We start from the raw sequence: 23,970 nt of genomic DNA, 5'->3' as shown, positions 1-23,970 counted from the left end.
GCTGGCAATAATGTACTGCTGATGCGACGAATGCTGATGTCGTTGCATATCTTACAAATCGAGTCGCTATGTTTTATCCACCTCAAAATGCGGTAATAACCGGCACCTGTGGCCGTACTTGCGCATGCGATTGTTGGCTGAGGCCAATCAACGTTTGCTTATCAAACACCAAAGTTTGCTGACCGAGGTGATGTACTCAGATACACCGACTCATAACTAGTCAACGAGAACCACCACGTACGCGGCATGAGTAGCCCGAGGCGGAGTTTCTTGGGGTTTGCGGCGCAATGTATTGACTCGGCAAGCGCAGGATGCGTGTTGCTCTTAAACGTGCCCCCTGTGCGGCGGTAAGGTGGGGTCGACAGGCCCGCAGGGTGATCGGCAGGAAGCCGATCACTTTTCGCCGGTGCAGGGATGCGCCGTCGAAAAGCCCGGCCGCACCTCACGGACTTGCCGGGCAGGGACGCCCGGCAAGTCCGTGAGGTGGCCTTCTCTTTTGGTTACTTTTCTCTTGGCCACGCAAGAGAAAAGTGACTCGGCCGCCGGTGGCGGACGAAAGCCCGCGGCAGGCGAGCCAGATCACGCACACGATCGGTTGTCGCCAATCCCCACCATTCAGCCGCGTGCGAAGAAAGAGCAAAACGCCTCCAGCACCCTCTCAACCCCCTCATCATCCACATCCAAATGAGTAACCAACCGCAACGTCGGCAAATACCCAATACTGATACGAACACCCACTGCCCGCATATGGACGTCCAAATCCTTCAATCGACCGGCGGGTACATCGACGTAAACCATATTGGTAAATTGCCCCAGCAGATTCACGCCAGCGATCTCGCGAAGACAGCCAGCCAGATAAGCCGCCCGCCGATGATCGTCGGCCAGCCGCGCCACGTGATGATCGAGCGCATAGATACCTGCCGCAGCGAGCAGGCCGGCCTGACGCCAGCCGCCGCCGGTGACCTTACGCCAGCGCCGCGCCTTGTCGATCAACGCATGCGAACCCACCAGTACGGAGCCAACCGGCGCACCCAGGCCTTTCGACAGACATACCGACACGCTGTCGAAATGCCGGGCGATTTCGCGCGCCGGCACATCAGAGGCCACAGCGGCGTTGAACAGACGCGCACCATCGAGATGCAGGCCAAGCCCGCGCTCGCGACTGAAGTCGTGCGCGGCCTTTAGATAATCCAGTGGCAACACGCGTCCCCACCATGTGTTCTCCAGCGCCAGCACTTTGGTGCGCGCGAAATGCGGGTCGACCGGCTTGATCGCTGCGGCGACCTTGTCCAGCGGCAACGTGCCGTCGGCATCCTGCGGAATCGGCTGTGGCTGGATGGAGCCGAGCACGGCAGCACCCCCACCTTCCCAGCGAAAAGTATGCGCGTCGGCGCCGACCAGATACTCGTCGCCGCGCTCGCAGTGCGCCATTAGCGCCAGCAGGTTCGACTGCGTGCCGGTCGGCACGAACAGCCCAGCCTCGAAACCGAGGTCGTCGGCGAGACGCTGCTGCAGTAAGTTGACCGTCGGGTCTTCGCCGTAGACATCGTCGCCAACGTCGGCCAGTAGCATCGTTTCACGCATGGCCTGCGTGGGCTGCGTGACCGTATCGCTGCGTAAATCGACAACTCGCATGGCGGCGTCTCACTGGTTGAATGGGATTGGGAGGATATCGCCTACGGACCGATGGCAGGCCGTTACCAGGGTCAGCCGCTGCGGCGGAAATACAGCCAGCCAGCTACCGCCAATATCACGATCGGCAGCAGGTTGGCGAGCAGCGGCGGCATACCGTAAACCGTACCGAAGTTGACCATTGCCTTCTGCAGAAAATACCAACCGATCGCCAGCAGCATGCCGATAAACATGCGCTTGCCCAGGCCGCCGGAACGCAGCGCACCGAAAGCAAACGGCATCGCGCACAGCACCAGCACCAATACACTGAGCGGATACAGCGCCCGCCCCCAGAAAGCCACTGCGTAGACACCGGGTGTTTCGCCATTGGCAGCGCGATAGCGGATATTCCGCTGCAGATCGCGCATCGAAAGGTATTGCGGCAGGATGATCGACTGCGCCAGCACCTGCGGGTTGAGACCCGAAACCCATGGCTGGCTGGCCAGCGTGGTGGTGTGCACGCCGGTCGCGTCCAGCGTGCTGTCGCGCACGTCTTTCAGGATCCACTGCTTGCCGTTGTGCTGCGCCGACTTGGCCCATTCGAAACGGGTCAGCTGACCATCGGGCGTCATGGTAAAGATGCGCACGTCCGCCAGCTCCACGCTGTCTATGCCGCCGCGATGGGTCAGCATGGTGCCGCGTGCGTTGATGAAGTTGCTGCCGTCGCGCGCCCAGGTACCACTGCTGGTGGCGCCGACATTGTTGTTTTTCATGCGCAGTTGCATCGCCTGCGCTTTCTGGTCGCCCCATGGGCCGACCGTTTCGCCCATGATCACCACGCCAACGATCAACACGGTCACCACGCCAACCGCCGACACGGCAATACGCAGGCGCGACATGCCGGCAGCGCGCAGCGCGGTCAGCTCGCCGGTAGAGGCCAGCCCGCCAAGACCCAGCAGGCCGCCGATCAGCGCAGCGTTGGGGAACATTTCGTAAAGCCGACGCGGAAACGTCACCAACACATAAACGATGGCGTTGTTCAGCGTGTAACCGTTCTTGCCCACGCTGCCAAGTTGCCGCAGAAACTGGGTCACGGCATCAAAGCCGGTCAGTACCAGCCAGACCATCAGCACCGAACCTATGACACTGAGCATCACCAGCCGATCGACGCGTTTTAAAGTGAACATGTTCATGCCATGTCACTCATGCGGGTGCGCTCACACGTGCCTTGCGAGGCGCGTACTGCTTCCACATAAGCCAGCCGGCTATACCGATGACCACGAGATGCAGCGCCCACATGGGCGCCTCGCTGTGCCAGTGCCCTTTGGCAATCTGAGCGCGACATAGTGCGAGTACCACGTAATAAAGATAAAAAGTGACGATCGCCAGAAACAGGCGGCCATAACGAGGCTCGCGCGGACTCTGACGCGACAGCGGTAACGCCAGCAGCAAGAGCACCAGTGTCAGGGGCGGCGAATTGATACGCCATGCCAGCTCGGCGTGCGCGTCGGGATCCCTGGATCGGATCAGGGAAAGTGTATCCATGGAATGGCTTGGATCAGTGTCATCGTCATCCGACTGCACGCTGGACAACGATGAATCGTTGCGCACGTACTGCATCTTGCGCCAGTTATCGGCGCCCAGCGGAATGTCGTACTGCCAGCCGGTGCGGAACGTGATGAAGCGATCGGAGGCGTCACTTTCCTGGTAGAGCTCACCATGATCGGCGCTCACGACTTTCACATGCGGCGGGCCATCCTTGGTATCGCGCTGGGTCTCCACGAAAGCATGGCCGAGCTTGCTGCCATCCCGGCTGAGCGTGTCGACAAAGATGATGCCGCCCTTGCCCGGCAGATCGGTAAAACGCCCTGCGTCGAGACCGGCGGCAATCACCGAACGGTTGGCCACCGCAACCATGTTGTCACTCGTGCTCACCGCCCACGGCCCGACCCACAGCGATACGATGGCGGTGATTGCTACCAGCACCACGCCCATGAGCAGCACAGGCTTGAGCAAACCACCGGGGCCCATACCGGAGGATGAGAGCACGTGCATTTCGCTCTCGCGGTACATCCGGCCCAGCCCCATCAGCACGCCGAGAAAGCTGGCCAACGGCATCATGTTGGTCAGTCCGTCGAGCGTTTGCAGACCCAGCACCTGAAACATCACGCTGGCCGGAAAACTGCCGTTGGCCACCTGCTGCAGCACCTTGGCGAACGCGCTGCCGGCCACCACAACCAACAGCACCACGACAGTGGCGGCAACGGTTTGCGCCAGCTCGCGCAGGAAATAGCGGTCGAGAATGCTCAGCATGAGATAAACTTAAGTGATCCTTCGCCGCGACCGGTCCGGTCGGCAAACCTTAAGTCTAGCCGGTTCGACCGCTGTCGCGCCCGTACAGGAAACACCCGATGACACTTCAGTTCAGCCTCGGCGCCACCGCCCCGGAAACCGCCGATACCGCCTGCGTGCTGGTTGGGGTGTACGAACACGGCATGCTGACCAGCGCCGCTGCGCGCGTCGACAGCGCCGCGGACGGCGTGATCAAGCGCCAGGTGGAAAGTGGCGACATCAGCGGCAAGGCCGGCAGCACCACCGTGCTGTTCGCACCGAACGGCGTGACCGCCAAGCGCGTACTGGTAGTCGGCCTTGGCTCGCAGAAAACATTCGACGCGGCGCGTTATCAGAAGGTAAGCATCGAAGCGGCGCGTGCATTGGGCAAGCTGCCGGTGGCCGATGCGGTGTCGTTCCTCACCGAAGTCGACGTACCCGGCCGCGACATCGACTGGCGCGTGCGTATTGCCGTGTTGACGACTGACCATGCGGCGTATCGCTACACCGCGACGTTCAAGCCGCGCGACAAGAGCAAACAGCCCGTGCTCGCCAGCGTCAGCTTTGCCGGCAACGCCGACGCCCAGGCCGGTCTGAATCAGGCATGCGCGCTCGCGGCCGGTATCGAGTTCACCCGCGAACTGGCCAACCTGCCGCCGAACATCTGCAACCCGGCATATATCGCCACTCAGGCCCAGACCTTTGCCGACGGCCAGGACGGCAAGGTCAGCTGCAACGTGCTTGACCATGTCGAGATGGAAAAACTCGGCTTCGGGTCGCTGCTGGCCGTGGCGCGCGGCTCGGTCAACAAGCCCAAGCTCGTCGTGCTGGAGTACAAGAACGGCGTCGAAGGCGACAAGCCGTATGCCTTTGTCGGCAAAGGCGTCACGTTCGACACCGGCGGCATCAGCCTCAAACCCGGCCCGGGCATGGAAGAAATGAAGTTCGACATGGGCGGCGCCGCGGCGGTGCTCGGCGCGTTTATCGCGGCTGTGAGGATGGAGCTCAAGGTCAACCTGGTCTGCGTCGTGCCGGCGGTGGAAAACATGCCCGACGGCGACAGCTATCGCCCCAGCGACGTGATCACCAGCCTCTCGGGCCTGACCATCGAAGTGTTGAACACCGATGCCGAAGGTCGCCTGATTCTCTGCGACGCGCTGACTTATACCGCGCAGACGTTCCAGCCGCATACCCTCATCGATGCCGCCACACTTACCGGTGCCTGCGTGATCGCGCTCGGCAAGCATGCCACCGGCCTGATGAGCAAGCACGATGACCTCGCTGCCGAGTTGCTGGCCGCGGGCGAAGTAACGCTCGACCGTGCCTGGCGTCTGCCGCTGTGGGACGACTACCAGATCCAACTCGATTCCGGCTTTGCCGACATCGCCAACATCGGCGGCAAGAGTGCCGGCGCGATTACCGCAGGGTGCTTCCTCTCACGCTTCACGGAGGGCCAGCGTTGGGCGCATCTGGATATTGCCGGCACCGCATGGGACGAAGGCCGCAAGGGTCTGGCTACCGGTCGCCCGGTGGCATTGCTGACGCAGTGGCTGATGGATCGCGCGGGCTGATTGTCGGAGTCGACACGCCATGCCTCGCGCCGACTTCTACCTGATCGACAAGCCGCGCTTTCGCGAGCAGCCGCTGCTGCTTGTCTGCGAGTTGACCAAGAAAGCCTTCGCGGCGCAGCAACCGACGCTGATTCTCACGCGCGATTTCGAGCAGGCGGAAGCTATCGACGAATTGCTGTGGGCGTTTGACGAGGATGTATGGATTCCGCATCAGCTGGCAGGTGATGACGACGATGCGGATACTGCCGTGCTGATTGTGCCACCTGGCATCGAGACGGCCGATCGCCCGTTGCTGATCAACCTTCGCGACAGCTGCCCCACGGGTCATTATCAGCGCGTGCTTGAAGTGGTCGCTGCCGATCCGGCCGAGCGCGACGGCTCGCGCGTGCGCTGGCGTGAATATCAACAGCTTGGCGTCGAGTTGCAAAAGTTCGACATGTAGCCCGCTGCTGGCGCGGGCTACGCGTAGACCGTAAACAGGCTCTTAGTGCGTTTCGTCGGTTTCCTGCGCCGTACAGGCGATGACCTTGGCCAGCGCCTCAGCCAGTTGCTCGCCGCTCAGCGGCTTGCGCAGAAATCCGTCCATGCCTGCTGCCTGCGCGCGCAGCTCATCTTCGCTGCCCGAACGCGCCGTCACCGCAACGATCGGCATGCGCGAACCATCGTGTTCGCGCTGACGGATCAGCCGGGCAATCTGGAAACCGTCCACACCCGGCAGATCCAGATCGAGCAGCACCGCATCGAAGTTCGCGTGCGCCAATTCGGCCAATGCTGCCAGTCCATTGGCCACGTGAAAAATGCTGTGCCCCTGTTGCTCCAGGAGACCGGAGATCACCGCGGCAATGATCGTGTCGTCTTCGACCAGCAGCAGGTGATAGTTGCGATGCCCTGTGTCGGCCGTTGCGGGCGGCGTCACTGCAGCCGGTTCGGATAGCGGCAGTCGCACGCGGAATGTGCTGCCGTAACCCATCCTCGATTCCAGTTCGATGCTGCCGCCCATCATGTCCACCAGCTCGCGGCATATCGCCAGACCCAGGCCGCTGCCGGCGCGGCGATGCGGCCCCTCTTCCTGCTCGAAGCGCTGGAACAGGCGCGCCTGACTGGCCTCGGGAATGCCTGGCCCGGTATCGCTGACGCTCAAAACCAGACCCTGCGCCGAACGCTCGGCGCGCAACGTCACACTACCGCGCTCGGTGAATTTCAGCGCATTGTTCGCCAGATTCAGCAACACCTGTTTGATGCGCACCGCGTCACCGATCAAACGCGGCGGCAGATCATCGGCGACATCCAATACAAAACGGATGCCCTTCATATGTGCCAGACCTTGCTCCAGCTGGGTCACGTCCTCGACCAACTGGCGCGGATCGAACGGCACCGGCTCCAGCTCCAGCCGACCCGCCTCGATGCGGGCCAGATCCAGCGCGTCGTTAAGCAGCTTGAGCAACATGCCGCCGGAGCGCTGCATGGCCTTGGTGTAGTCGTGCTGCAACGGTGTTAGCGGCGTGGTCAACATCAGCTCGGCCATGCCCATCACGCCCGTCATCGGCGTGCGTATTTCATGGCTGAGCGTGGCCAGAAATTGTGTCTTCGCCGCACTCGCCGCTTCAGCCAGCTGTCGCTGCTGTTCAATCATCTGCATGCGGTGCCGCTGCGCCAGACGCCGGCGCCAACTGCGCAGAATCAGCACTGCGATGAGTATCGTCAGCAACGCATACGATACCCACGCCCACCAGCGATCCCAGGGTGGTGCCTGTACCGTGATCTGCAGCGGAATCGGCAGGCCGCTCCAGGAACTGCTCTCGCCGGCACCCTGCACGTTCAAGGTGTATGTGCCTGCGGGTAACCCCGCAAAATCGCGCTCGCCGCGGCTATCCACGTCCACCCAGCCAGTATCGAAACCGCTCAGCTTGAAACGGTAATGGTTGCCTTTCGGGTTGATGAAAGAAGCCGCTCGCGCATCTACCCGCAGATCCCGATCGCGCCAGCCCAACGACACCGTGCGGCTGTCCAGTGGCATGACATAAACATCGCCATCCCTGCGTACTGTCACTCTGGTCAACGTGAGAGGCGGCGGCGGCGTGGCATTGTCTTGTGAGGTGAACTGTTCGGGCTGGAACATCAGCACACCAGCGCCGTTGATCGCGAATAACGTACCATCGCCGGCAATGGCGTTGCTGGTACTGTCAAAATCGGCGTTGAACAGACCTTGCGATGGCCCGAACACATTGAAACGTCGCGTGCGGGGATCGAATCGGAACAGTCCGGGGTTGGCAAACACCCATAGGCGACCCAGCCGATCGACTTGCAGATCGCGCATGTCGGTGACGAACGATTCGTGGCTGACGTCGATACTGTCGTCTTTGACCGCTTCGCCATTGGCATAGCGATAGTGCTCGATTGTCGACTGGGTCGCGACCCAGAAACCGGTGACATCGAAGGCAAAGATCAAAATATCTTGCCGCGGCACGCCACGCACGAACACCAGTTTATTCGCCGCATTATCCCATCGCATCAAGCCGCCGGCACAGGCGTACCAGAGGCTGCCTGCATGGACGTCGATCTGTTCCGATACCAGGCTGTCGTCAGATGCACCGGCTGCCGAGGAGGTTTCATGTGGCAACGGCGTAATCGCAAAGGTATCTGGATCAACCTCGACGACGCCTTCATTCCAGGAGGCAACATAGATGCGCCCATCGGCGCCGGACGTAATGTGGACTGGGCGCGACATCGGTGCATTGCCGGCCGGAATCAACGTCAATTTGCCATGATCAAACACGTGCAATTCGCCAGAGCTGTCGATCCACAGACGGCCGCGGGGGTCTTCAGTCATTTCCAAAATCTGTGTATGCATATCCTTGACGATATGCGTCACTTGGCCGGTACTGACATCCAGCTTGTCGATCCAGCCATCGTTGCCAGCCACCCATAACAACCCATCCCGTGCGATCTCTACCGAGGAGGCCACGATGCCTGTGAGGCTGGCCGGATCATCCGGAATGTGCGTGAAGCGGGTGAAGCCGTTCCAGGCCGGCGGCAGATACGCCACGCTGGATTGCTCGAAGGTAATCCACAGGCCGCCTTCGCGATCCAGCATGGTTTGCCAGATCCTGTTGCTGGGCAGTCCACCGGGCAACAGGGGCTGGCCAGTGATCGACTGCAGCCGACCATCGCCTTCGTCCAGGAACATGCCATTGACCGTGGCAATCCACAGCCGGCCATGCGCATCACGCGTGCTGCTCATCACACGCAACGAAGCCAGCGATTCTTGCGCAAACGGTCGCGCCACGCCATCGGACCCAATGATCAGCAGGCCGCCCTCTACCGCAACACGTACTTCACGCTGACTGGCATCACTGAGCCCACCCTCGATACGCCAGATCTTGCCGATGTCACCGTGAAACGCGGGATCGATCGGCACGCGATGCAGCGTGCCGTCGACGTCACGCAGATAGAGTCCACTTTCCGTACCGATCCATAGCCGGCCATCGGGCTCAGCCAGCAAGGCGCGGGTGGTGCCGAATGACGCAGCATGCTTGCCATCGACATTCAGCGGCAGATGATCGAAACCACGGCCATCCTTGCGCATGCGATCGAGTCCCTCGCCGGTCGCCACCCATAATTCGCCGTCGGTGGTCTGCGTAATACCCCACACTTCGTTGTCGGCAAGGCTGTTCGGGGTGACGTCGTCATGCGCCCACTGCTGGAAGCGCTCCGTCTGTTGGTTGTAGACAATCAAACCCGTCGAGATACCGCCGGCCCAGACCTTGTTGTCACTATCAACGTACAACGCATACGTAGTATTGGCCGGCAGCGAGCGTGGATCATCTGCCGCATTGCGAAATGTCTGGAAACTCACGCCGTCATAACGCATCAACCCGGCAGCGGAACCAAACCACATCAATCCATGATGATCCTGTGCCACCGCGTAGACTTGCCCGCGCAACACGCCGTCTTCCACGCCGTAACGACGGAACTGCGGTGTCGCCAGAGGTTCCGGTGTGGGTGCTCTTACCATCGGCGCATTCAGCGCGGGTAGGGTTGAAACCGGCCCGGTCATCGCTGGCATGTGTGCCGCCGGCGCTGCCAAAACCGGCGTCAACGATTCCGCTTCAGCCCTGCCATTGACGACAGGTATCAGCAAAATAAACGCGAAAACAGCCTTTCGCAAAAACGATGCAGCCATGCAGAAATCCCCCAACCCTGGCTCATCATGCCAAAACCGGCCCACGGCAGCGAGCGCGGCATTTGCGTGTGCCAGCGAAACAGTGCGTCCAGCAGTCGCATGCTGGCATGGCCAGGAAAGATCAGCCAGACTCTCTTTCATGCTCCGAAACCGAACAATCCGCCGGCTGTCGCTATCTGCGGCCCTGCTGTGGGCGCCATTTGTGCTGCATGCAGCAAGTCATCGCTACCAATATGACTCCGTACACAGCCAGATCGTTTTCAGCATCGATCACAACGGCTACTCACGGCCGTTTGGACGTCTGCATATTGCTCGTGGCTGGCTGCAGTTCGATCCAGACGACTGGAGCACGGCTTCCACCGAACTGGACATCGATCTGGCCAGTGTCGATATGGGCGACGCCGAGTGGAACGCCGCCGTATGCAAACCGGCACTGCTCGACTGCGCGCACGATCGCTACGCCCATTTCGTCAGCACCAGCGCCGAGCGCAAGGACGATCAGCATGGCGTGCTGCACGGCCAGTTGACCCTGCACGGCGTCACCAAACCGGTCGACCTGATGTTCACTCTCAACCGCGTGGCCCGAACCATCTACGGCCTGCATACAGTCGCGGGCTTTTCTGCCAGCGCCTCGCTGCAGCGAGAAACGTACGGCATCACCGCCTTCGCCAACTCGATTGGCCACGATGTCGCCATCTGGATGGAGCTGGAAGCCATCCGCGGCGATGATGACAAGAATTCAGAGAAGGACAAGCCATGAGTCTGCGTAGCGATAATCGTCGTTGGGGTTCAGTGGCGCGGTTCTTCCACTGGATCACGGCGCTGGCCATTATCGGCAACGGCATCTTCGGCCTGCTGATGGATCTGGCACACGGACCCATGCAAAAGATCAACTGGCTGGCACTGCACAAGTCGATCGGCCTTACCGTACTCGCATTATTCCTGCTGCGTGTGCTGTGGCGATTGATCGATCGTCGCCCGCCGGATGAACCCGGACCGCACTGGCAGCAGCTCGCAGCACATGCCGTTCACGGCGTGCTGTATGTGCTGATCGTCGCCATCCCTCTCAGCGGCTGGTGGTTCAACTCCGTCAGTGGCAAGCCTCTGCAGTGGTTCAAGCTGTTCAACCTGCCGTCGCTGGCGGCCAAGAATGAAAACATCGCCGACACAGTGTTAGCCGTGCACGAATACCTGTTCTGGTTTCTGGTAGCCGTGCTGGTGGTGCATGTCGGCGCCGCGCTGAAGCACCACGTATTTGATAAAGACAATGTGCTGCGCCGGATGCTGCCATTTGGCCGTCCACGCAGCGATCTCTAAATACTTCCGCTCGACAGGAGAACCTCGATGAAAGCTCTTTTATCCGCCCTGCTCACACTGACTCTTGCATTGCCAGTTGCCGCGGGCGCCGCCGATTACACCGTGCAACCGACAGCCAGCACACTGGGCTTTGCCGGCACGTTCCAGGGTGCCGGATTCAACGGCACGTTCGGCAAATGGACCGCTGTGATCAACTACGATGCGGCGCATCTGGTCACGTCAAAATTTGATGTGAATGTCGATCTGGCCAGCGCGAAAACCGGTGACAAGGATCGCGACACCGCCCTACCCGGCGCCGATTTTTTCAATATTGCCAAGTTCCCGCAGGCGCATTTCGTCACCACCGGCTTCCGTCAGGTCGGCGCGCAGGTAATAGCCGACGGTAACCTCACCCTGCACGGTGTGACCAAGCCGGTGACACTGAACGTAACCTTCAAGCCGCAGGGCACCGGCGCTGTGCTGGACGTGGCCGGCACGGTGAAACGCCTGGACTTCGGTGTGGGCGGCGGCGATTACGCCGATACCTCGGTGATTGCGGCGGACGTCAAAGTCATCGCACATCTGCAGCTCGCCGCGAAATAACCCGCGATGAACCGGCGCTGGCGGCGAATGATAGAGCCGCTAGCGCAAGGCGCCGATAAACGCGCGCACGCGCGTCGCGTCAAACGGCCAGTCCAATTCGCGCCCATCGCGGTCATCGCGCAACACCGGCACCCTAGTACCGTAGCGCTGTGCCAGCAGCGCGCTGTCGTCGACCCAAACGCTGTCGAAATCCGGCGCAGACGCCTCGGCCAGCACGGCCAGCGCCTGATCGCACAGATGACAGTAATCGCGCTGGTAGAGGATCAGCTTGGACATGCGGCTGCGAATGGCTGACGGCGACGCGTAGAATAGCCGGTCATCTCCACCGATCAGTAGCGTAGCCATGGCCGTCAGCGTATTCGACCTGTTCAAGATCGGCATCGGGCCATCCTCCTCGCATACGGTCGGGCCGATGCGCGCCGCCGCCCGCTTTGCCGAACGCTGGCTGGACGGCAACGGCATGCTGGATCGTGTCACCCGCGTGCGCTGCGAGCTGTTCGGCTCGCTGGCCATGACCGGCCGCGGCCATGGCACCGACAAGGCCGTGCTGCTGGGACTGGAAGGCGAACATCCCGATCGCGTTGATCCCGACCGCATCCCCGCGACGCTCGAGCGCATTCGCAGCACGCATCAATTGCTGCTGCTCGGCAAGAAAATGATCGCGTTCGAGGAAAAGCGCGATCTGGTGTTCAACAAACGCCAGAAACTGCCGTTCCATACCAACGGCATGCGCTTTTCCGCGTACGACGCCGGCGACAACGAACTGGCCAGCCGCGATTACTATTCGGTCGGTGGTGGCTTCGTGGTCAATAACGACGAGGCCGCGGAAGATCGCATCGTCGCTGACACTACCGAACAGCCCTACCCGTTTTCCACCGGCGATCAGATGCTGGCGCTGTGCAAAAAGCACAACCTCACCATCGCGCAGCTGACCATGGCCAACGAAAAAGTCTGGCGCAGCGAAGAAGAAATCCGCGCCGGCCTGATGACCATCTGGAAAGCGATGCAGGACTGCGTCGCACGCGGACTGCGTTCGCCCGGCGTGCTGCCCGGCGGTTTGAAAGTATCCCGCCGCGCCCCTGCGATGGCTGCCGAACTGCGCGACCAGCCCGAAGCCGCGCTGCGCGATCCGCTGACCATCCTCGACTGGGTGAATCTCTACGCGCTGGCGGTGAACGAGGAAAACGCCGCCGGCGGCCGCGTCGTCACCGCGCCGACCAATGGGGCGGCGGGCATCGTGCCCGCGGTGCTGCATTATTACCAGCGCTTCTGCCCCAAGGCGAACGACGACGGCGTGATCGACTTTCTGCTCACCGCCGCCGCCATCGGCATTCTCTACAAGGAAAACGCCTCGATCTCCGGCGCCGAAGTCGGTTGCCAGGGCGAGGTCGGCGTGGCCTGTTCGATGGCCGCCGGCGGACTCACCGCGGCACTTGGCGGCAATATGCTGCAAGTTGAGAGTGCCGCCGAGATCGGCATGGAACACAACCTCGGCCTCACCTGCGATCCGATCGGTGGCCTGGTGCAGATTCCCTGCATCGAACGCAACGCAATGGGTTCGGTCAAGGCCATCAACGCCAGCCGCATGGCCATGCGCAGCGACGGCAAGCACCACGTCTCGCTCGACAAGGTGATCAAGACGATGCGGGATACCGGACGCGACATGAAGGACAAGTACAAGGAAACGTCGCGGGGCGGGTTGGCGGTGAATGTAATCGAATGCTGAGAGTTCGGCTTGGCTTCGAATCATTGCACTGGACGTTGTAGGGCCTCTTCAATCGCGACACTCTTCGTCGATTTCTATATGCCAAGAGCTTTCGTCCTTCTGCCGACGGCGAGTGGCTATCTCTTGCCTGGCTGTGGCCGAAGAGAATTGACTCGCCCTCTGCAGGAAGATGAAAGCACTTAAGCCCGATGCCGAACAAAGCCCCAAACCCCTCGGGCTGACAGCTCACAGCCCCTCTGTCATTATCAAACGTTGACGCCATCGGGAATGGCGGTCACACCCATTACCCATGTTCCCCGGAGATTCCATGTCCTCATCCAGCCCCATCCGCCGCGATGTCGGCCCGTTCGCCCTGATGCTTACCGGCCTGGGTTCGATCATCGGCTCCGGCTGGCTGTTTGGCGCTTGGCGCGCAGCCGGATTGGCCGGACCCGGCGCGGTGTGGGCATGGGTGCTGGGCGCGGCGATCATCATGACTATCGCGCTGACCTACGCGGAGCTGGGCGCGATGTTCCCCGAGTCCGGCGGCATGGTGCGTTACAGCCACTACTCGCATGGCTCGCTGGTCGGCTTCATCGGCGCCTGGGCGAACTGGATCGCGATTGTCTCGGTGATCCCGGTAGAAGCGGAAGCATCGGTGCAGTACATGGCCTCGTGGCCGTTTGCATGGGCGCAGGCGCTGTACATCCACATGCCCGACGGACATGGCGAGCTGGCACCGATCGGACTGTGCATCGCCGCCGTGCTGGTGGTGATGTATTTCCTGCTGAACTTCTGGAGCGTGAAGCTGTTCGCGCACTCCAACACCGCGATCACCGTGTTCAAGCTGGTGGTGCCTGCGGCGACTGGCCTGGCGCTGATCGCCAGCGGTTTTCATCGCGAGAATTTTTCGGTGGGTATTCATGGCGGCGCGCATGCGCTGGATTTCCCCGCCATCCTCACCGCCGTCGCCACGGCCGGCATCGTTTTCAGCTTCAACGGCTTCCAGAGCCCGGTAAACCTGGCCGGCGAAGCGCGCAATCCGGGCAAGAGCATTCCGTTCGCGGTACTGGGCTCGATCGGGCTGGCCACCATCGTCTATGTGATTCTGCAGGTCGCGTATATCGGTGCTGTGCCACAGGAGATGCTGGCCAAGGCCGGCTGGCATGGCATCGATTTCCGTTCGCCGTTCGCTGAGCTGGCGATCATCGTCAACCTGCACTGGCTGGCCATGCTGCTGTACGCCGACGCGTTCGTCAGCCCCAGCGGCACCGGCATGACCTACACCGCCACCACCGCACGAATGATCTACGGCATGGAGCGCAACGGCACGCTACCGAAAATTCTCGGCCGCATCGATCCACGCTGGGGCGTGCCGCGTCCGGCGATGTGGCTGAACCTGGCGGTGTCGTTCCTGTTCCTGTTTTTCTTCCGCGGCTGGGGCACGCTGGCGGCAGTGATCTCGGTGGCGACCGTCATCTCCTACCTCACCGGCCCGGTCAGCGTGATGACCCTGCGCCACACCGCACCGGACATGCATCGACCTTTCCGACTCACAGGCCTACCCGTGCTCGCCGGTGTCGCTTTCATCATGGCCACCGAGTTGCTGTACTGGGCCAAGTGGCCACTCACTGGCGAAATCATCCTGCTGATGGTCGTGGCACTGCCGGTGTATTTCTACTATCAGGCCAAGACCGGCTGGCACGATTTCGCGCGACAGATCAAAGGCGCTTGGTGGCTGATTGCCTACCTGCCCACCCTCGCCCTTGTCTCATGGGCCGGCAGCACTATCTTCGGCGGCAAGGGTTATCTCTCGTATGGCATCGACCTGGTCGTGGTCGCCGTGATCGGCCTGGTGTTCTACCTGTGGGGCGTGAAGTCGGGCTGGCGCACGCCATCGGTCGAGGCAGCGCTTGAGGAAGCTCGCCACCATTGAATGTTAGCCGCGTGTCCGACTCGCGATGAGCTGGCGAGGACTCCATGCATGTGTAAACAAAAAACCTGGCCATACGTTGGTATCCAAACGACGGTGTGAAACCGGCCAGCTTCGACCGGCACCAAATCTCATCAAGTTCGTATGTGTTCCAGCACCGCGACTTCAGAGGACTCGACATGAAACGAATGGGGGGAGTGGCTCTGGCTCTGGCCATTGTCGGCGCTAGCCTGTCGATGTCGGCGGCCTCAACCGATACATCTGCTGCAACGCCAGCAGCGCCGGCTGATGAAAAGATCTACTACAACAGCTGCATGGATGGATTGGAACAAATTCTTCCCGGCGACTATTACGCCTGCCGCGCCCGTTATTATTTCCAGAATGGTCACAACCGGCTGGGGCTTTCGGAACTGGATGAGGCGGCCTATTGGGCCAGCAAGGATGCGCAGTACGCGCTGGGCCTGATCTATTTCAATGGCGACATGAAAGACGTTCCGGCAAACCATCCGCTGGCGCTGGCATGGTTTGCCCTGGCGGCCGAAAGAAATGACGCGCCCCATCAGCAAGCCTACGCAATAGCTCGCGCCAAAAGCAGCGATGGAGAGATTCAGGCCTCCGAACCGCTGTTGAAAAAAATGAAACTGAAGTACGGCGATAAAGTGGCCGGCGTTCGCGCCATGCGCCGGTTCAATCACGAAATTGCCCCGCTGGAAGACGCAGCCAATAGCGGCGGAATCGCTTACATCAGGGGATATTCACCCTTTCCCGAAGATGCCAACACCGTGGTCACTCAGTTACACGCGGAAGCCGACAAGGCCTTCCAGGGTCTGATCGGCACCGTCACAGTCGGCCCGCTGCAAGTGAGATAACCGCCAACCTACGAAAGTGCGAGAACATCACCCAGCAGGGCTTGTGCTGTCACTTCAGGGCCTGCACCCGGCCCCTGAATAACCAGCGGCTGGGTGTTGTAGCGGGTAGTGGTGAGGGCGAACTGGTTGTCGGTGCCATAGAGGCGTGCGGCAGGATGGGTAACGGGGACTTCGGCAATGCCGACGCGCGCCTTGCCGCGCTGGTTGAGACGGGCGAGGAAGCGCAACACGTTGCCGCGTGATTTGGCTTCGACGTGACGCGCGGCAAGCGGTTCGTCCAGCTCCGTCAGCCGAGCCAGAAACTGCTCGGCAGTGATCGCACGCAGCGGTTCCGGCACCAGGCTTTCCACCTGTACCTCATCGACGCCCAGAGCGAAGCCTGCATTGCGGGCGATGATCAGCAGCTTGCGGACCACGTCGTCGCCGGAGAGATCGGAGCGTGGATCGGGCTCGGTATAGCCCAACCGGCGCGCTTCCAGCAGCAGGGTGGAAAACGGCTGGTTGCCGTCGTACTGATTGAACAGCCACGACAGCGAACCGGAGAACACGCCTTCCAGCGTCAACAGACTGTCGCCGCATTGACGCAAGCGACGCAATGTTGAGAGCACCGGCAAGCCCGCACCGACGGTCGCGGAATCGCCGTAACGCGCACCTTGCGCAGTCGCCGCTTGCAGTGCGCGCCAGCCCGACAAGTCGCCGCCGGCCAACGCCTTGTTGGCGGTAACCACGTGATAGCCGCGTGCCAGCCACTCTGCGTGGCGCGATGCCAATACGGTGTTCGCGGTGGCATCCACAATGACCTTGTGCAATACGCCGCTGGCATCCAGTGCGGCCAGCAACACCGCGTCATTGCGGATATCACCATCGTTGTTCAACTGCTCTCGCAGCGTACGGCTGGCGAGGCTTGCCGCATCCGTATGCTGCCGACGCGAGTTGGCGGCACCCACGAGACGAATGCTTGCCGCCGCCGGTGTGTTCAGCAGCTTCAGCAACGCACCACCGACCACACCGGTGCCGAGCAAAACGATGCCGGTCGTGGTGGCGGTTACAGCGGTTACCGCTGATTTCGATGCAGCGGCAGGCGCAACCACCACCGAACTCATGCGTGAATCCGACCGGCAGCGGCGGGACGTGCAGACTTTGCAGCCAGCGTTTGCGCGCGCTCCAGCGCCGCGTCGATATCGCGCAGCAGATCGTCGCCGTCCTCGATACCTATCGACAGGCGCAGCAGGCTGTCGGCAATACCGGCGGCATGACGCGCTTCGGGTGCCATTGACGAATGGGTCATCGAAGCAGGATGGGCGATCAGGCTTTCCACACCGCCGAGGGATTCGGCCAGCGAAAAATATTCCAGGCCATCAACGAAGGCTTCGATCTGGCTCACGTCGCCTTCCAGCTCAAAGCTCAACATCGCACCGAAACCCTGCTGCTGGCGAGCGGCCAACGCGTGGCCGACATGGTTTTTCAGGCCGGGATAGTAGACTTTGCGGACCGCCGAATGGCCATCCAGATGCGTAGCGATACGTTCGGCGTTTTCCTGATGCTGGCGTAGTCGCACGGACAAGGTGCGCAGTCCACGGAGGGTGAGGTAGCTGTCAAACGGCGCACCGGTAAGGCCATTGCAGTTGGCCCACCATTTCAGTTGATCGTAAACCGCTGCGTCCTTCGCCACCGCCGCGCCACCGACCACATCGCTGTGACCGTTGATGTACTTGGTGGTGGAGTGAACCACCACGTCCGCGCCCAGCAGTAGTGGCTGCTGCAACGCCGGCGACAGAAAGGTGTTATCGACTACAAGTAGCGCACCGGCCGCGTGCGTGGCTTGCGCTACATGGCGGATATCGGTGATGCGCAGCAAGGGATTGGACGGCGTCTCCACCCATACGAGCGCCGGCTTTTTGGCGAGGCCGGCAGCCAGCGCGGTGCTGTCGGTGAGATCGACGAATTCCAGCGTGAAACGACCCTTCTTGGCCCACGCATCGAGCAGCCGCCAGGTACCGCCGTAACAGTCGTGCGCGGCAAGCACGTGGCTGCCAGCCGGGACCAGTTCCAGCACCAGCGCCACCGCCGACATGCCGCTGGACGTGACTACCGCACCGGCGCCCTGCTCCAGCTCCGCCAGCGCATTGCCGAGCAAATCACGGGTCGGGTTGCCGCTGCGCGAATAGTCGTACACGCGCTTGCGACCGAGGCCCTCGAAACTGTAGTTGCTCGACAGATGCAGCGCCGGTACCACCGCGCCATGCTGGGTATCGGTTTCGATGCCGGCACGCACGGCGCGGGTACAGGGGGTGGACTTGCTCATGGGACTCTCCAGACCAATCGTTCGGATCAATACAAAGGGGATAAGAAAAATTTACGCCAGCGCGCTACGCAGCAGCGGCGCCAGCTGTTCGGGCTCTTTGAGGAAGGCATCGTGGCCGTACGGCGAATCAACCACTTCCAGCGTGGCCGCACCATGCAGGCGGCTTTGCAGCTCACACAGATCGGACAACGGCACCAGCCTGTCGGACGGAAACCCAATCAGGGTGGACCGCACAGGCACCAATTCGGGTGCCACATCATGCAGGTCGATCGACTCCGACAGGGCCAGGAAGCGATCGGCATCGAAGCGCTCGACGAAGCGACGACCGGCATGCTCCAGATAATCCTCGACCGGGAAATGAAAGCGGCCATCGCGAAACTCCGGGCCACCGGCAAAGCGCTTGCCGAATTCGGTGCTGCCGCGATAGGTGGTCATCGCCAGCTGACGGGCCAGCGACAAGGCCTCGTCGACCTGACCGCTGGCCTGGCCCAGCCGCACGATGCCACGCTGCACGCTGCGCTGTGCGGTCGCCAGCGGGTGCGGTCGATGCGCGCCAGCCAACAGCACCAGCCGATCGACCGAGTGCGGATGACGTGCGGCAAAGGCCAGCCCCACCATCGCGCCGTAAGACGAACCGATGAAAGCATGTGCCTGCGGAATAGCCAGCGCCTGCAGCAGTGCAGCCAGGGCGTCGGCTTGATCCTCACTGGATACGGTGTTGGTGCCCAGCTCGACGGGGGTCAGCCAGTCGATGGCCAGCACGCGCCACTGGTTCAGATCGATCGCCGCACCGGCACCCACCAGGGCCTGCCACCAGCCCGGTGCCGCATCGCGATCCAGTCTCACCACGTCGCGATCAGCCGAAATGCCCCCCTGCACGATCAGCGTCGGCGCATCCGGCGCACCGCTCCACGAATAACGCACGTCGACCTCGACCGGACCACTGCCATATTTCGGATTCAGCGTAAGCCGCCGCATGCTGCGCCGGACCGTCAAGCTGGGGCGATGACGCAACGGCGCCAAAATCGCAGCAATTGCCGCGTTGGTCGTTGTAGCAGCTAGGGTTTCGGGCAAACAGGTCATCTGGTCTCTCCGGTCGGCATCGTCCTGCGAAGGGCCGGAGAGGTCGTCATGCATGGGATCGACAGCGAAAAGCTGCGAGACATGACGCCCATCTTCCGGATTGGCGCCAGATGACGCTTCCGCAGGAATTAGCACCGTTGCGGAAACGCTCCGCAGGTTGCCCCGGCTTCAATGGGCCTGTCCCTCAGCCGGTCTCGATGAGTCAGTTGACAGTAAAGGTTGATCTTTTGTTTGTCAATAGACGTCTAAACATCTAAACGTATAGACTTTTCAAATACTGAAAAACTTTTAACCACATGGTCGCAACGCCCATCCATGCGCCATCACCAAATTCAAACATCTCGCGAGTAAGCTCTTTCCTGCGCAAAGACCTCCTCGGCCATCCCTGCTCAGTCAACCGGAGAAACGCATGAGTCTGCAATTGGGCGAAATCGCCCCCGACTTCACCCTCGACTCGACCGAGGGAAAGATCCATTTTCATGAATACGCCGGCGACCACTGGGTGGTGTTTTTTTCGCACCCCAAGGACTTCACGCCGGTGTGCACCACCGAGCTGGGCGCATTTGCCCGTCGCAAGAATGAGTTCGAAACGCGCAACACCAGGCTGCTCGGCCTGTCGGTCGATTCGGTCGAAGACCACAAGCGCTGGTCCAGGGATGTGGAAGACGTTGGTGGCACAGCCATCAACTACCCGCTGCTGGCCGACCCGGATTTGGAAGTCGCCAAGCTTTACGGCATGTTTCACCCCAAAGCCGATCCCAAGGTCACCGTGCGTTCGGTGTTCATCATCGACCCGAACAAAAAGGTGCGACTCACTCTTACCTACCCGCCGAGCGCCGGCCGCAATATCGACGAGATTCTGCGCGTGCTCGATTCCCTGCAGCTCACCGAGGGTCGCAAGCTCACCACGCCAGTCGACTGGAAACCGGGGGATGACGCAATCATCGCGCCGTCGGTTTCCGACGAAGACGCCAAGACGCTGCACCCCGGTGGCTGGAAAACGCTGAAGTCGTATCTGCGACTGGTGCCGGCACCGAAGAACTGACGCAAACCCTTTGCGAGACCTCCAGGGGCGGATGCTCGGGAATCGTAAAGACCCGCGGCCGCCCCTTTTTAATGCACCATTCCTGCCTTACCCATCCATTCACGACAAGATGCCATGAGTAGCCGACCCGACCTTGCCGCCACCATCGGCCATACCCCGCTGTTGCGCCTGCGCCACGCCTCCGCGCTGACCGGCTGTGAAGTGCTGGCCAAGGCCGAGCTGATGAATCCCGGCGGCTCGATCAAGGACCGTACTGCGCTTGGCCTGCTGCTAGACGCCGAGCGGCGCGGGCTGATCCGCGCCGGCGGCTTCATCGTGGAAGGCACTGCCGGCAACACCGGCATCGGATTGGGATTGCTCGGCGCCAGCTTGGGCTATCGCACCGTCATCTTCATGCCGGAAACGCAAAGTCGCGAAAAGATTGATGCGCTGCGGATCACCGGCGCCGAAGTTCGACTGGTACCCGCCGTACCCTACAAGGACCCCAACCACTACGCACACCAGGCCCGAGCCCATGCTGAAGCATTGAACGAAAGCGATGCGGGCAGCGCGTGGTTTGCCAACCAGTTCGACAACACCGCCAACCGCGACTTCCACGAGGCCACCACTGGCGTGGAAATATGGGAGCAAACGGAAGGCCATATCGACGGCTTCGTCTGCGCCTCCGGCACCGGCGGCACGCTGGCCGGTGTCGGCCGTGCGTTGAAGGCGCGCAACCCGGGCGTACGCATCGCGCTGGCCGACCCCACGGGCTCGGCGTTGGCCAATTACGTCAACACCGGCGAGCTGGTGGCCAGTGGCAATTCGATCAGCGAAGGCATTGGCTCCAGTCGCGTCACCGCCAACTTCGATGGCGCGCCCATCGATCTGGCGTGGTCCATACCCGACGACGAATCGATTCCGCTATCACACCAGCTGCTGCACGAGGAAGGCTGGTGTGTGGGCGGTTCCAGCGGCGTCAACGTGGCTGGCGCGATTCGCCTTGCGCGCGCGCTCGGTCCTGGCCATACCGTTGTCACCATCCTTTGCGATGCCGGTACGCGTTATCAGGCCAAACTGTTCAACCCTGGCTTTCTGCGCGAGAAAAATATTCCCGTGCCGCCGTGGCTGGATCAGGCGTTCCCAGGCTGAAGCCATCCGCGAGATCGCTTGCAGCGTAGCCGACGGATATCTCCCTCCCCGGCGCTGCTGGTAACGTAGCGCCATGAGTTCTCAATCCGATCTATCAGCGCTGCATACCCGGTTACATAGCGAGGGCTTTGCTTTTCTCGGTGCCGAGACGATGGACGGCCTGCTTGATGACCCACAGTCGCTGGACGACTGGGATGCATTCACCGAAAGCTGGAATGATCTGGCGCCCGATGCCTATCTCGCGGCCAAGGGCCGCAAACGTCGTCGCCGCCATGCGACGTTCAAGATCACGGCCGACGGCGCCATCACACGCAATCCGCAGCAGCCGCACGTGCAGACTCTGCAGAACAACAAGCTGCAGGGCGGCATCGAGCGCTGGTTCGTGCCGATTCGACCAAAAATCGCCGATGGCGCCAGCCTTCGCCGCATCCTCCAGTTCAGCCACACACTGTTCGGTTCGCTGGCGCCACGCATTCCGCAGTGGCATGTCGAGGCGCATCAGTTCCGCATCGAGGCGAGCATCGGCGAGGCCGGCGAGCCCACGCCCGAGGGCGTGCATCGGGATGGCGTGGACTATGTGCTGGTGCTGCTGATTGATCGCACGAATATTGAAAGCGGCGTCACAACCATTCACGCCAGCAACGGTGAGCTGCTTGGCAGCTTTACCCTGACCCACCCGCTGGATGCCGCACTGGTCGACGATGCCAAAGTCAGCCACGGCGTTACCGCCGTCACTCCGTTCGATCCGGAGAAGTCAGCGCACCGCGACGTGTTGGTGGTGACTTTCAAAGCTGCCGCGTAGCATCACCGCCAGCCGATGATTGGCGTCGATTACGACCAGCCGCGACACGGCCATCACTGCCAATGAGTTAGTATGCAGACCGTATTCCCTCGTCAGGCTTCCCCATGCCCCTCGATTCATTACATCGCAGGGACAACGCTGCCGAACCATCCTCGCCCGATGCAACCAGCGAGCGGCTGAAGTTCAGCGGCGATAACAGCTTTCATCGCGAGCTGCGCCGCAGGGTGGATGCCGAATTCAAGCGCAGCGGTACTCGTCAGCGCGACAGCCTGCAGATGTATCTGAAGACGGTGATCATTCTCGCCACGTTCGCACTCAGCTATGTGGGACTGGTGTTTTTCGTGACAAATGGCTGGGAGGCAGTCGCCCTCAGCATCGTGCTTGGCGTAGCGATCGCGGGTATCGGTTTCAATGTGATGCATGACGGCGGCCATCAGGCCTATTCGGATCGACGATGGGTCAATCGACTGACGGCGCTGACGCTGGATATGGTCGGTGGGAGTTCGTACATCTGGCAATGGAAGCACGCGCGATTCCATCATACCTGGGTCAATGTCGCCGGCCACGACAGCGACATCGATCTCGGTATTCTGGGACGGCTCTCGCCGCAGCATCCGTGGCGATCGTGGCACCGCTGGCAGCACGTTTATCTTTGGGTGCTGTATGGCGTTACAGCGATCCGCTGGCATCTGTACGGAGATTTCCGCGACATGATTACCGGCACCATCGGCGAGCGGCCATTCGAGCGACCGCGCGACTGGGATCTGGCGGGTTTTGTGATTGGCAAAGGGGTGTTTTTCGCTCTCGCGTTTGCGCTGCCGATGATGCTCCATTGGATCGGTGCCGTGCTGCTGTTCTATACGATCACCTCGGCCATCGCTGGCGTGTTGCTGGCGCTGGTGTTCCAGATGGCGCACGTCGTGGAAGAAGCCGACTTTCCGCTGCCAAACGAAACGGGCCGGCAAATGGATACACCGTGGGCAATCCACCAGTTGGAAACCACGGTGGATTTCGCGCGCGATAACCGTGCGCTGAGCTGGTTGATCGGCGGTCTCAATTTCCAGATCGAGCACCATCTGTTTCCACGCATCTCGCACGTGCACTATCCCGTCATCGCGCGCGTGGTGGAAGCTACCTGCCGCGAGTTCGGCATGACCTACCGCACTCATCGCAGCTTTGCCGCTGGCATCGCCTCGCATTACCGCTGGCTGCGGCAACTGGGCCGACCGGTCATCGTGACGATCACGACTCCAGCACCGTTGCCGGAGCCCGAGCCGCTGCCGCAGACCTGAGCTACAGGCGTCTTCCATAGTTACGAAGGGCACGCGTGACTATCGTACGCGCGTGAAAGGCGCACTGCCAAGAAATTCACACGCAAAGAGCCTGCCGCCTGCGATGGTGTAATTGCAGTAGCCATGCCTTCGGTACGGTTTCACCTCCGGGCAGGTGCGTGCGCTGACATTTGCCGCTGTCCTTGACCTGTGGCTCCGCCACAAGCTTGG

Annotated in this window: 20 protein-coding genes and 1 riboswitch; of the genes, 12 read left to right on the top strand and 8 right to left on the bottom strand. The window is 61.4% G+C overall.

Translation table 11 applies throughout. The features are described 5' to 3' along the window. Window positions 1–615 precede the first annotated feature (615 nt). The 3 genes from ltaE to lptF all read right to left on the bottom strand — a co-directional run bounded on the left by ltaE (window position 616) and on the right by lptF (window position 3,924). Window positions 616–1,635 carry a low-specificity L-threonine aldolase gene (gene ltaE / locus HDE79_RS10895; RefSeq protein WP_184601984.1) on the bottom strand — a complete coding sequence of 340 codons (1,020 nt, stop codon included), beginning with the start codon at window positions 1,633–1,635 and terminating at the stop codon, window positions 616–618. 71 nt (window positions 1,636–1,706) lie between these two features. Continuing rightward, a complete protein-coding gene (gene lptG / locus HDE79_RS10890; RefSeq protein WP_184601983.1) occupies window positions 1,707–2,804 on the bottom strand; it encodes an LPS export ABC transporter permease LptG in 1,098 nt (365 codons plus the stop codon). A gap of 10 nt (window positions 2,805–2,814) precedes the next feature. Then, window positions 2,815–3,924, bottom strand: a complete 1,110-nt coding sequence (gene lptF, locus HDE79_RS10885; RefSeq protein WP_184601982.1) for an LPS export ABC transporter permease LptF — start codon at window positions 3,922–3,924, stop codon at window positions 2,815–2,817. A gap of 98 nt (window positions 3,925–4,022) precedes the next feature. Between lptF and HDE79_RS10880 the strand changes: the two genes are divergently transcribed. Together HDE79_RS10880 and HDE79_RS10875 are read left to right on the top strand one after the other, a co-directional pair. After that, window positions 4,023–5,513 (top strand): leucyl aminopeptidase, encoded by a 1,491-nt coding sequence (locus HDE79_RS10880; protein ID WP_184601981.1) that lies wholly within the window; start codon window positions 4,023–4,025, stop codon window positions 5,511–5,513. A 19-nt stretch (window positions 5,514–5,532) separates the two neighbouring features. After that, a complete protein-coding gene (locus tag HDE79_RS10875) occupies window positions 5,533–5,955 on the top strand; it encodes a DNA polymerase III subunit chi (protein ID WP_184601980.1) in 423 nt (140 codons plus the stop codon). Window positions 5,956–5,997: 42 nt separating this feature from the next. On the opposite strand, the gene HDE79_RS10870 is transcribed toward HDE79_RS10875, so the two are convergent. Beyond that, window positions 5,998–9,696 carry a hybrid sensor histidine kinase/response regulator gene (locus HDE79_RS10870; protein ID WP_184601979.1) on the bottom strand — a complete coding sequence of 1,233 codons (3,699 nt, stop codon included), beginning with the start codon at window positions 9,694–9,696 and terminating at the stop codon, window positions 5,998–6,000. Window positions 9,697–9,835: 139 nt separating this feature from the next. Here HDE79_RS10870 and HDE79_RS10865 point away from each other — a divergent pair, with 139 nt between their 5' ends. Genes HDE79_RS10865 through HDE79_RS10855 form a run of 3 tightly spaced genes read left to right on the top strand, consistent with a single transcriptional unit; the run spans window position 9,836 to window position 11,595 of the window. Beyond that, a complete protein-coding gene (locus HDE79_RS10865; protein ID WP_184601978.1) occupies window positions 9,836–10,456 on the top strand; it encodes a YceI family protein in 621 nt (206 codons plus the stop codon). Continuing rightward, entirely contained in the window at window positions 10,453–11,013 is a 561-nt protein-coding gene (locus HDE79_RS10860; protein WP_184601977.1) for a cytochrome b, read from the top strand. The genes HDE79_RS10865 and HDE79_RS10860 overlap by 4 nt, the downstream gene beginning before the upstream one ends. A 27-nt stretch (window positions 11,014–11,040) precedes the next feature. Next, entirely contained in the window at window positions 11,041–11,595 is a 555-nt protein-coding gene (locus tag HDE79_RS10855; RefSeq protein WP_184601976.1) for a YceI family protein, read from the top strand. Window positions 11,596–11,634: 39 nt separating this feature from the next. Here HDE79_RS10855 and HDE79_RS10850 read toward each other — a convergent pair whose 3' ends face one another. Beyond that, entirely contained in the window at window positions 11,635–11,871 is a 237-nt protein-coding gene (locus HDE79_RS10850; RefSeq protein ID WP_184602124.1) for a glutaredoxin family protein, read from the bottom strand. Window positions 11,872–11,938: 67 nt separating this feature from the next. On the opposite strand from HDE79_RS10850, the gene HDE79_RS10845 reads away from it, so the two are divergent. The 3 genes from HDE79_RS10845 to HDE79_RS10835 all read left to right on the top strand — a co-directional run bounded on the left by HDE79_RS10845 (window position 11,939) and on the right by HDE79_RS10835 (window position 16,102). Then, window positions 11,939–13,321, top strand: coding sequence for an L-serine ammonia-lyase (locus HDE79_RS10845; RefSeq protein WP_184601975.1), 1,383 nt, complete (start codon window positions 11,939–11,941; stop codon window positions 13,319–13,321). Window positions 13,322–13,628: 307 nt separating this feature from the next. After that, window positions 13,629–15,236, top strand: a complete 1,608-nt coding sequence (locus HDE79_RS10840; RefSeq protein WP_184601974.1) for an APC family permease — start codon at window positions 13,629–13,631, stop codon at window positions 15,234–15,236. 176 nt (window positions 15,237–15,412) lie between these two features. Further along, window positions 15,413–16,102: an SEL1-like repeat protein gene (locus tag HDE79_RS10835; protein ID WP_184601973.1), complete on the top strand. Its 690-nt coding sequence runs from the start codon at window positions 15,413–15,415 to the stop codon at window positions 16,100–16,102. Between the two features lie 8 nt (window positions 16,103–16,110). Here the strand turns inward: HDE79_RS10835 and HDE79_RS10830 are convergent, their stop codons facing one another. From HDE79_RS10830 to HDE79_RS10820, 3 genes are read right to left on the bottom strand one after another with little or no spacing between them, the layout of a single operon-like run. Further along, on the bottom strand, window positions 16,111–17,205 hold the full coding sequence (locus HDE79_RS10830; protein WP_184601972.1) for a homoserine dehydrogenase: 1,095 nt from the start codon (window positions 17,203–17,205) through the stop codon (window positions 16,111–16,113). Continuing rightward, on the bottom strand, window positions 17,202–18,407 hold the full coding sequence (gene metB, locus HDE79_RS10825; protein ID WP_184601971.1) for a cystathionine gamma-synthase: 1,206 nt from the start codon (window positions 18,405–18,407) through the stop codon (window positions 17,202–17,204). The genes HDE79_RS10830 and metB overlap by 4 nt, the downstream gene beginning before the upstream one ends. A gap of 51 nt (window positions 18,408–18,458) precedes the next feature. Continuing rightward, on the bottom strand, window positions 18,459–19,490 hold the full coding sequence (locus HDE79_RS10820; RefSeq protein WP_184601970.1) for a homoserine O-succinyltransferase: 1,032 nt from the start codon (window positions 19,488–19,490) through the stop codon (window positions 18,459–18,461). Window positions 19,491–19,575: 85 nt separating this feature from the next. After that, a riboswitch (SAM riboswitch) is annotated at window positions 19,576–19,694 on the bottom strand. Window positions 19,695–19,899: 205 nt separating this feature from the next. Between HDE79_RS10820 and HDE79_RS10815 the strand changes: the two genes are divergently transcribed. The 4 genes from HDE79_RS10815 (at window position 19,900) to HDE79_RS10800 (ending at window position 23,760) form a co-directional block, all read left to right on the top strand. Then, the gene (locus HDE79_RS10815; RefSeq protein ID WP_184601969.1) at window positions 19,900–20,535 is read left to right on the top strand and encodes a peroxiredoxin; all 636 of its coding nucleotides are present in this window, start codon (window positions 19,900–19,902) and stop codon (window positions 20,533–20,535) included. 114 nt (window positions 20,536–20,649) lie between these two features. Further along, the gene (locus tag HDE79_RS10810; RefSeq protein WP_184601968.1) at window positions 20,650–21,666 is read left to right on the top strand and encodes a cysteine synthase A; all 1,017 of its coding nucleotides are present in this window, start codon (window positions 20,650–20,652) and stop codon (window positions 21,664–21,666) included. A gap of 73 nt (window positions 21,667–21,739) precedes the next feature. Continuing rightward, window positions 21,740–22,468 carry a 2OG-Fe dioxygenase family protein gene (locus tag HDE79_RS10805; protein WP_184601967.1) on the top strand — a complete coding sequence of 243 codons (729 nt, stop codon included), beginning with the start codon at window positions 21,740–21,742 and terminating at the stop codon, window positions 22,466–22,468. A 104-nt stretch (window positions 22,469–22,572) separates the two neighbouring features. Then, window positions 22,573–23,760 (top strand): acyl-CoA desaturase, encoded by a 1,188-nt coding sequence (locus HDE79_RS10800; protein WP_184601966.1) that lies wholly within the window; start codon window positions 22,573–22,575, stop codon window positions 23,758–23,760. Window positions 23,761–23,970 lie beyond the last annotated feature (210 nt).

This window comes from Rhodanobacter sp. MP1X3 (assembly GCF_014207165.1).
Taxonomy (GTDB): domain Bacteria; phylum Pseudomonadota; class Gammaproteobacteria; order Xanthomonadales; family Rhodanobacteraceae; genus Rhodanobacter.
Note: the sequence above shows the minus strand (reverse complement) of the source record. Positions and strands in the feature narration are given on the sequence as shown.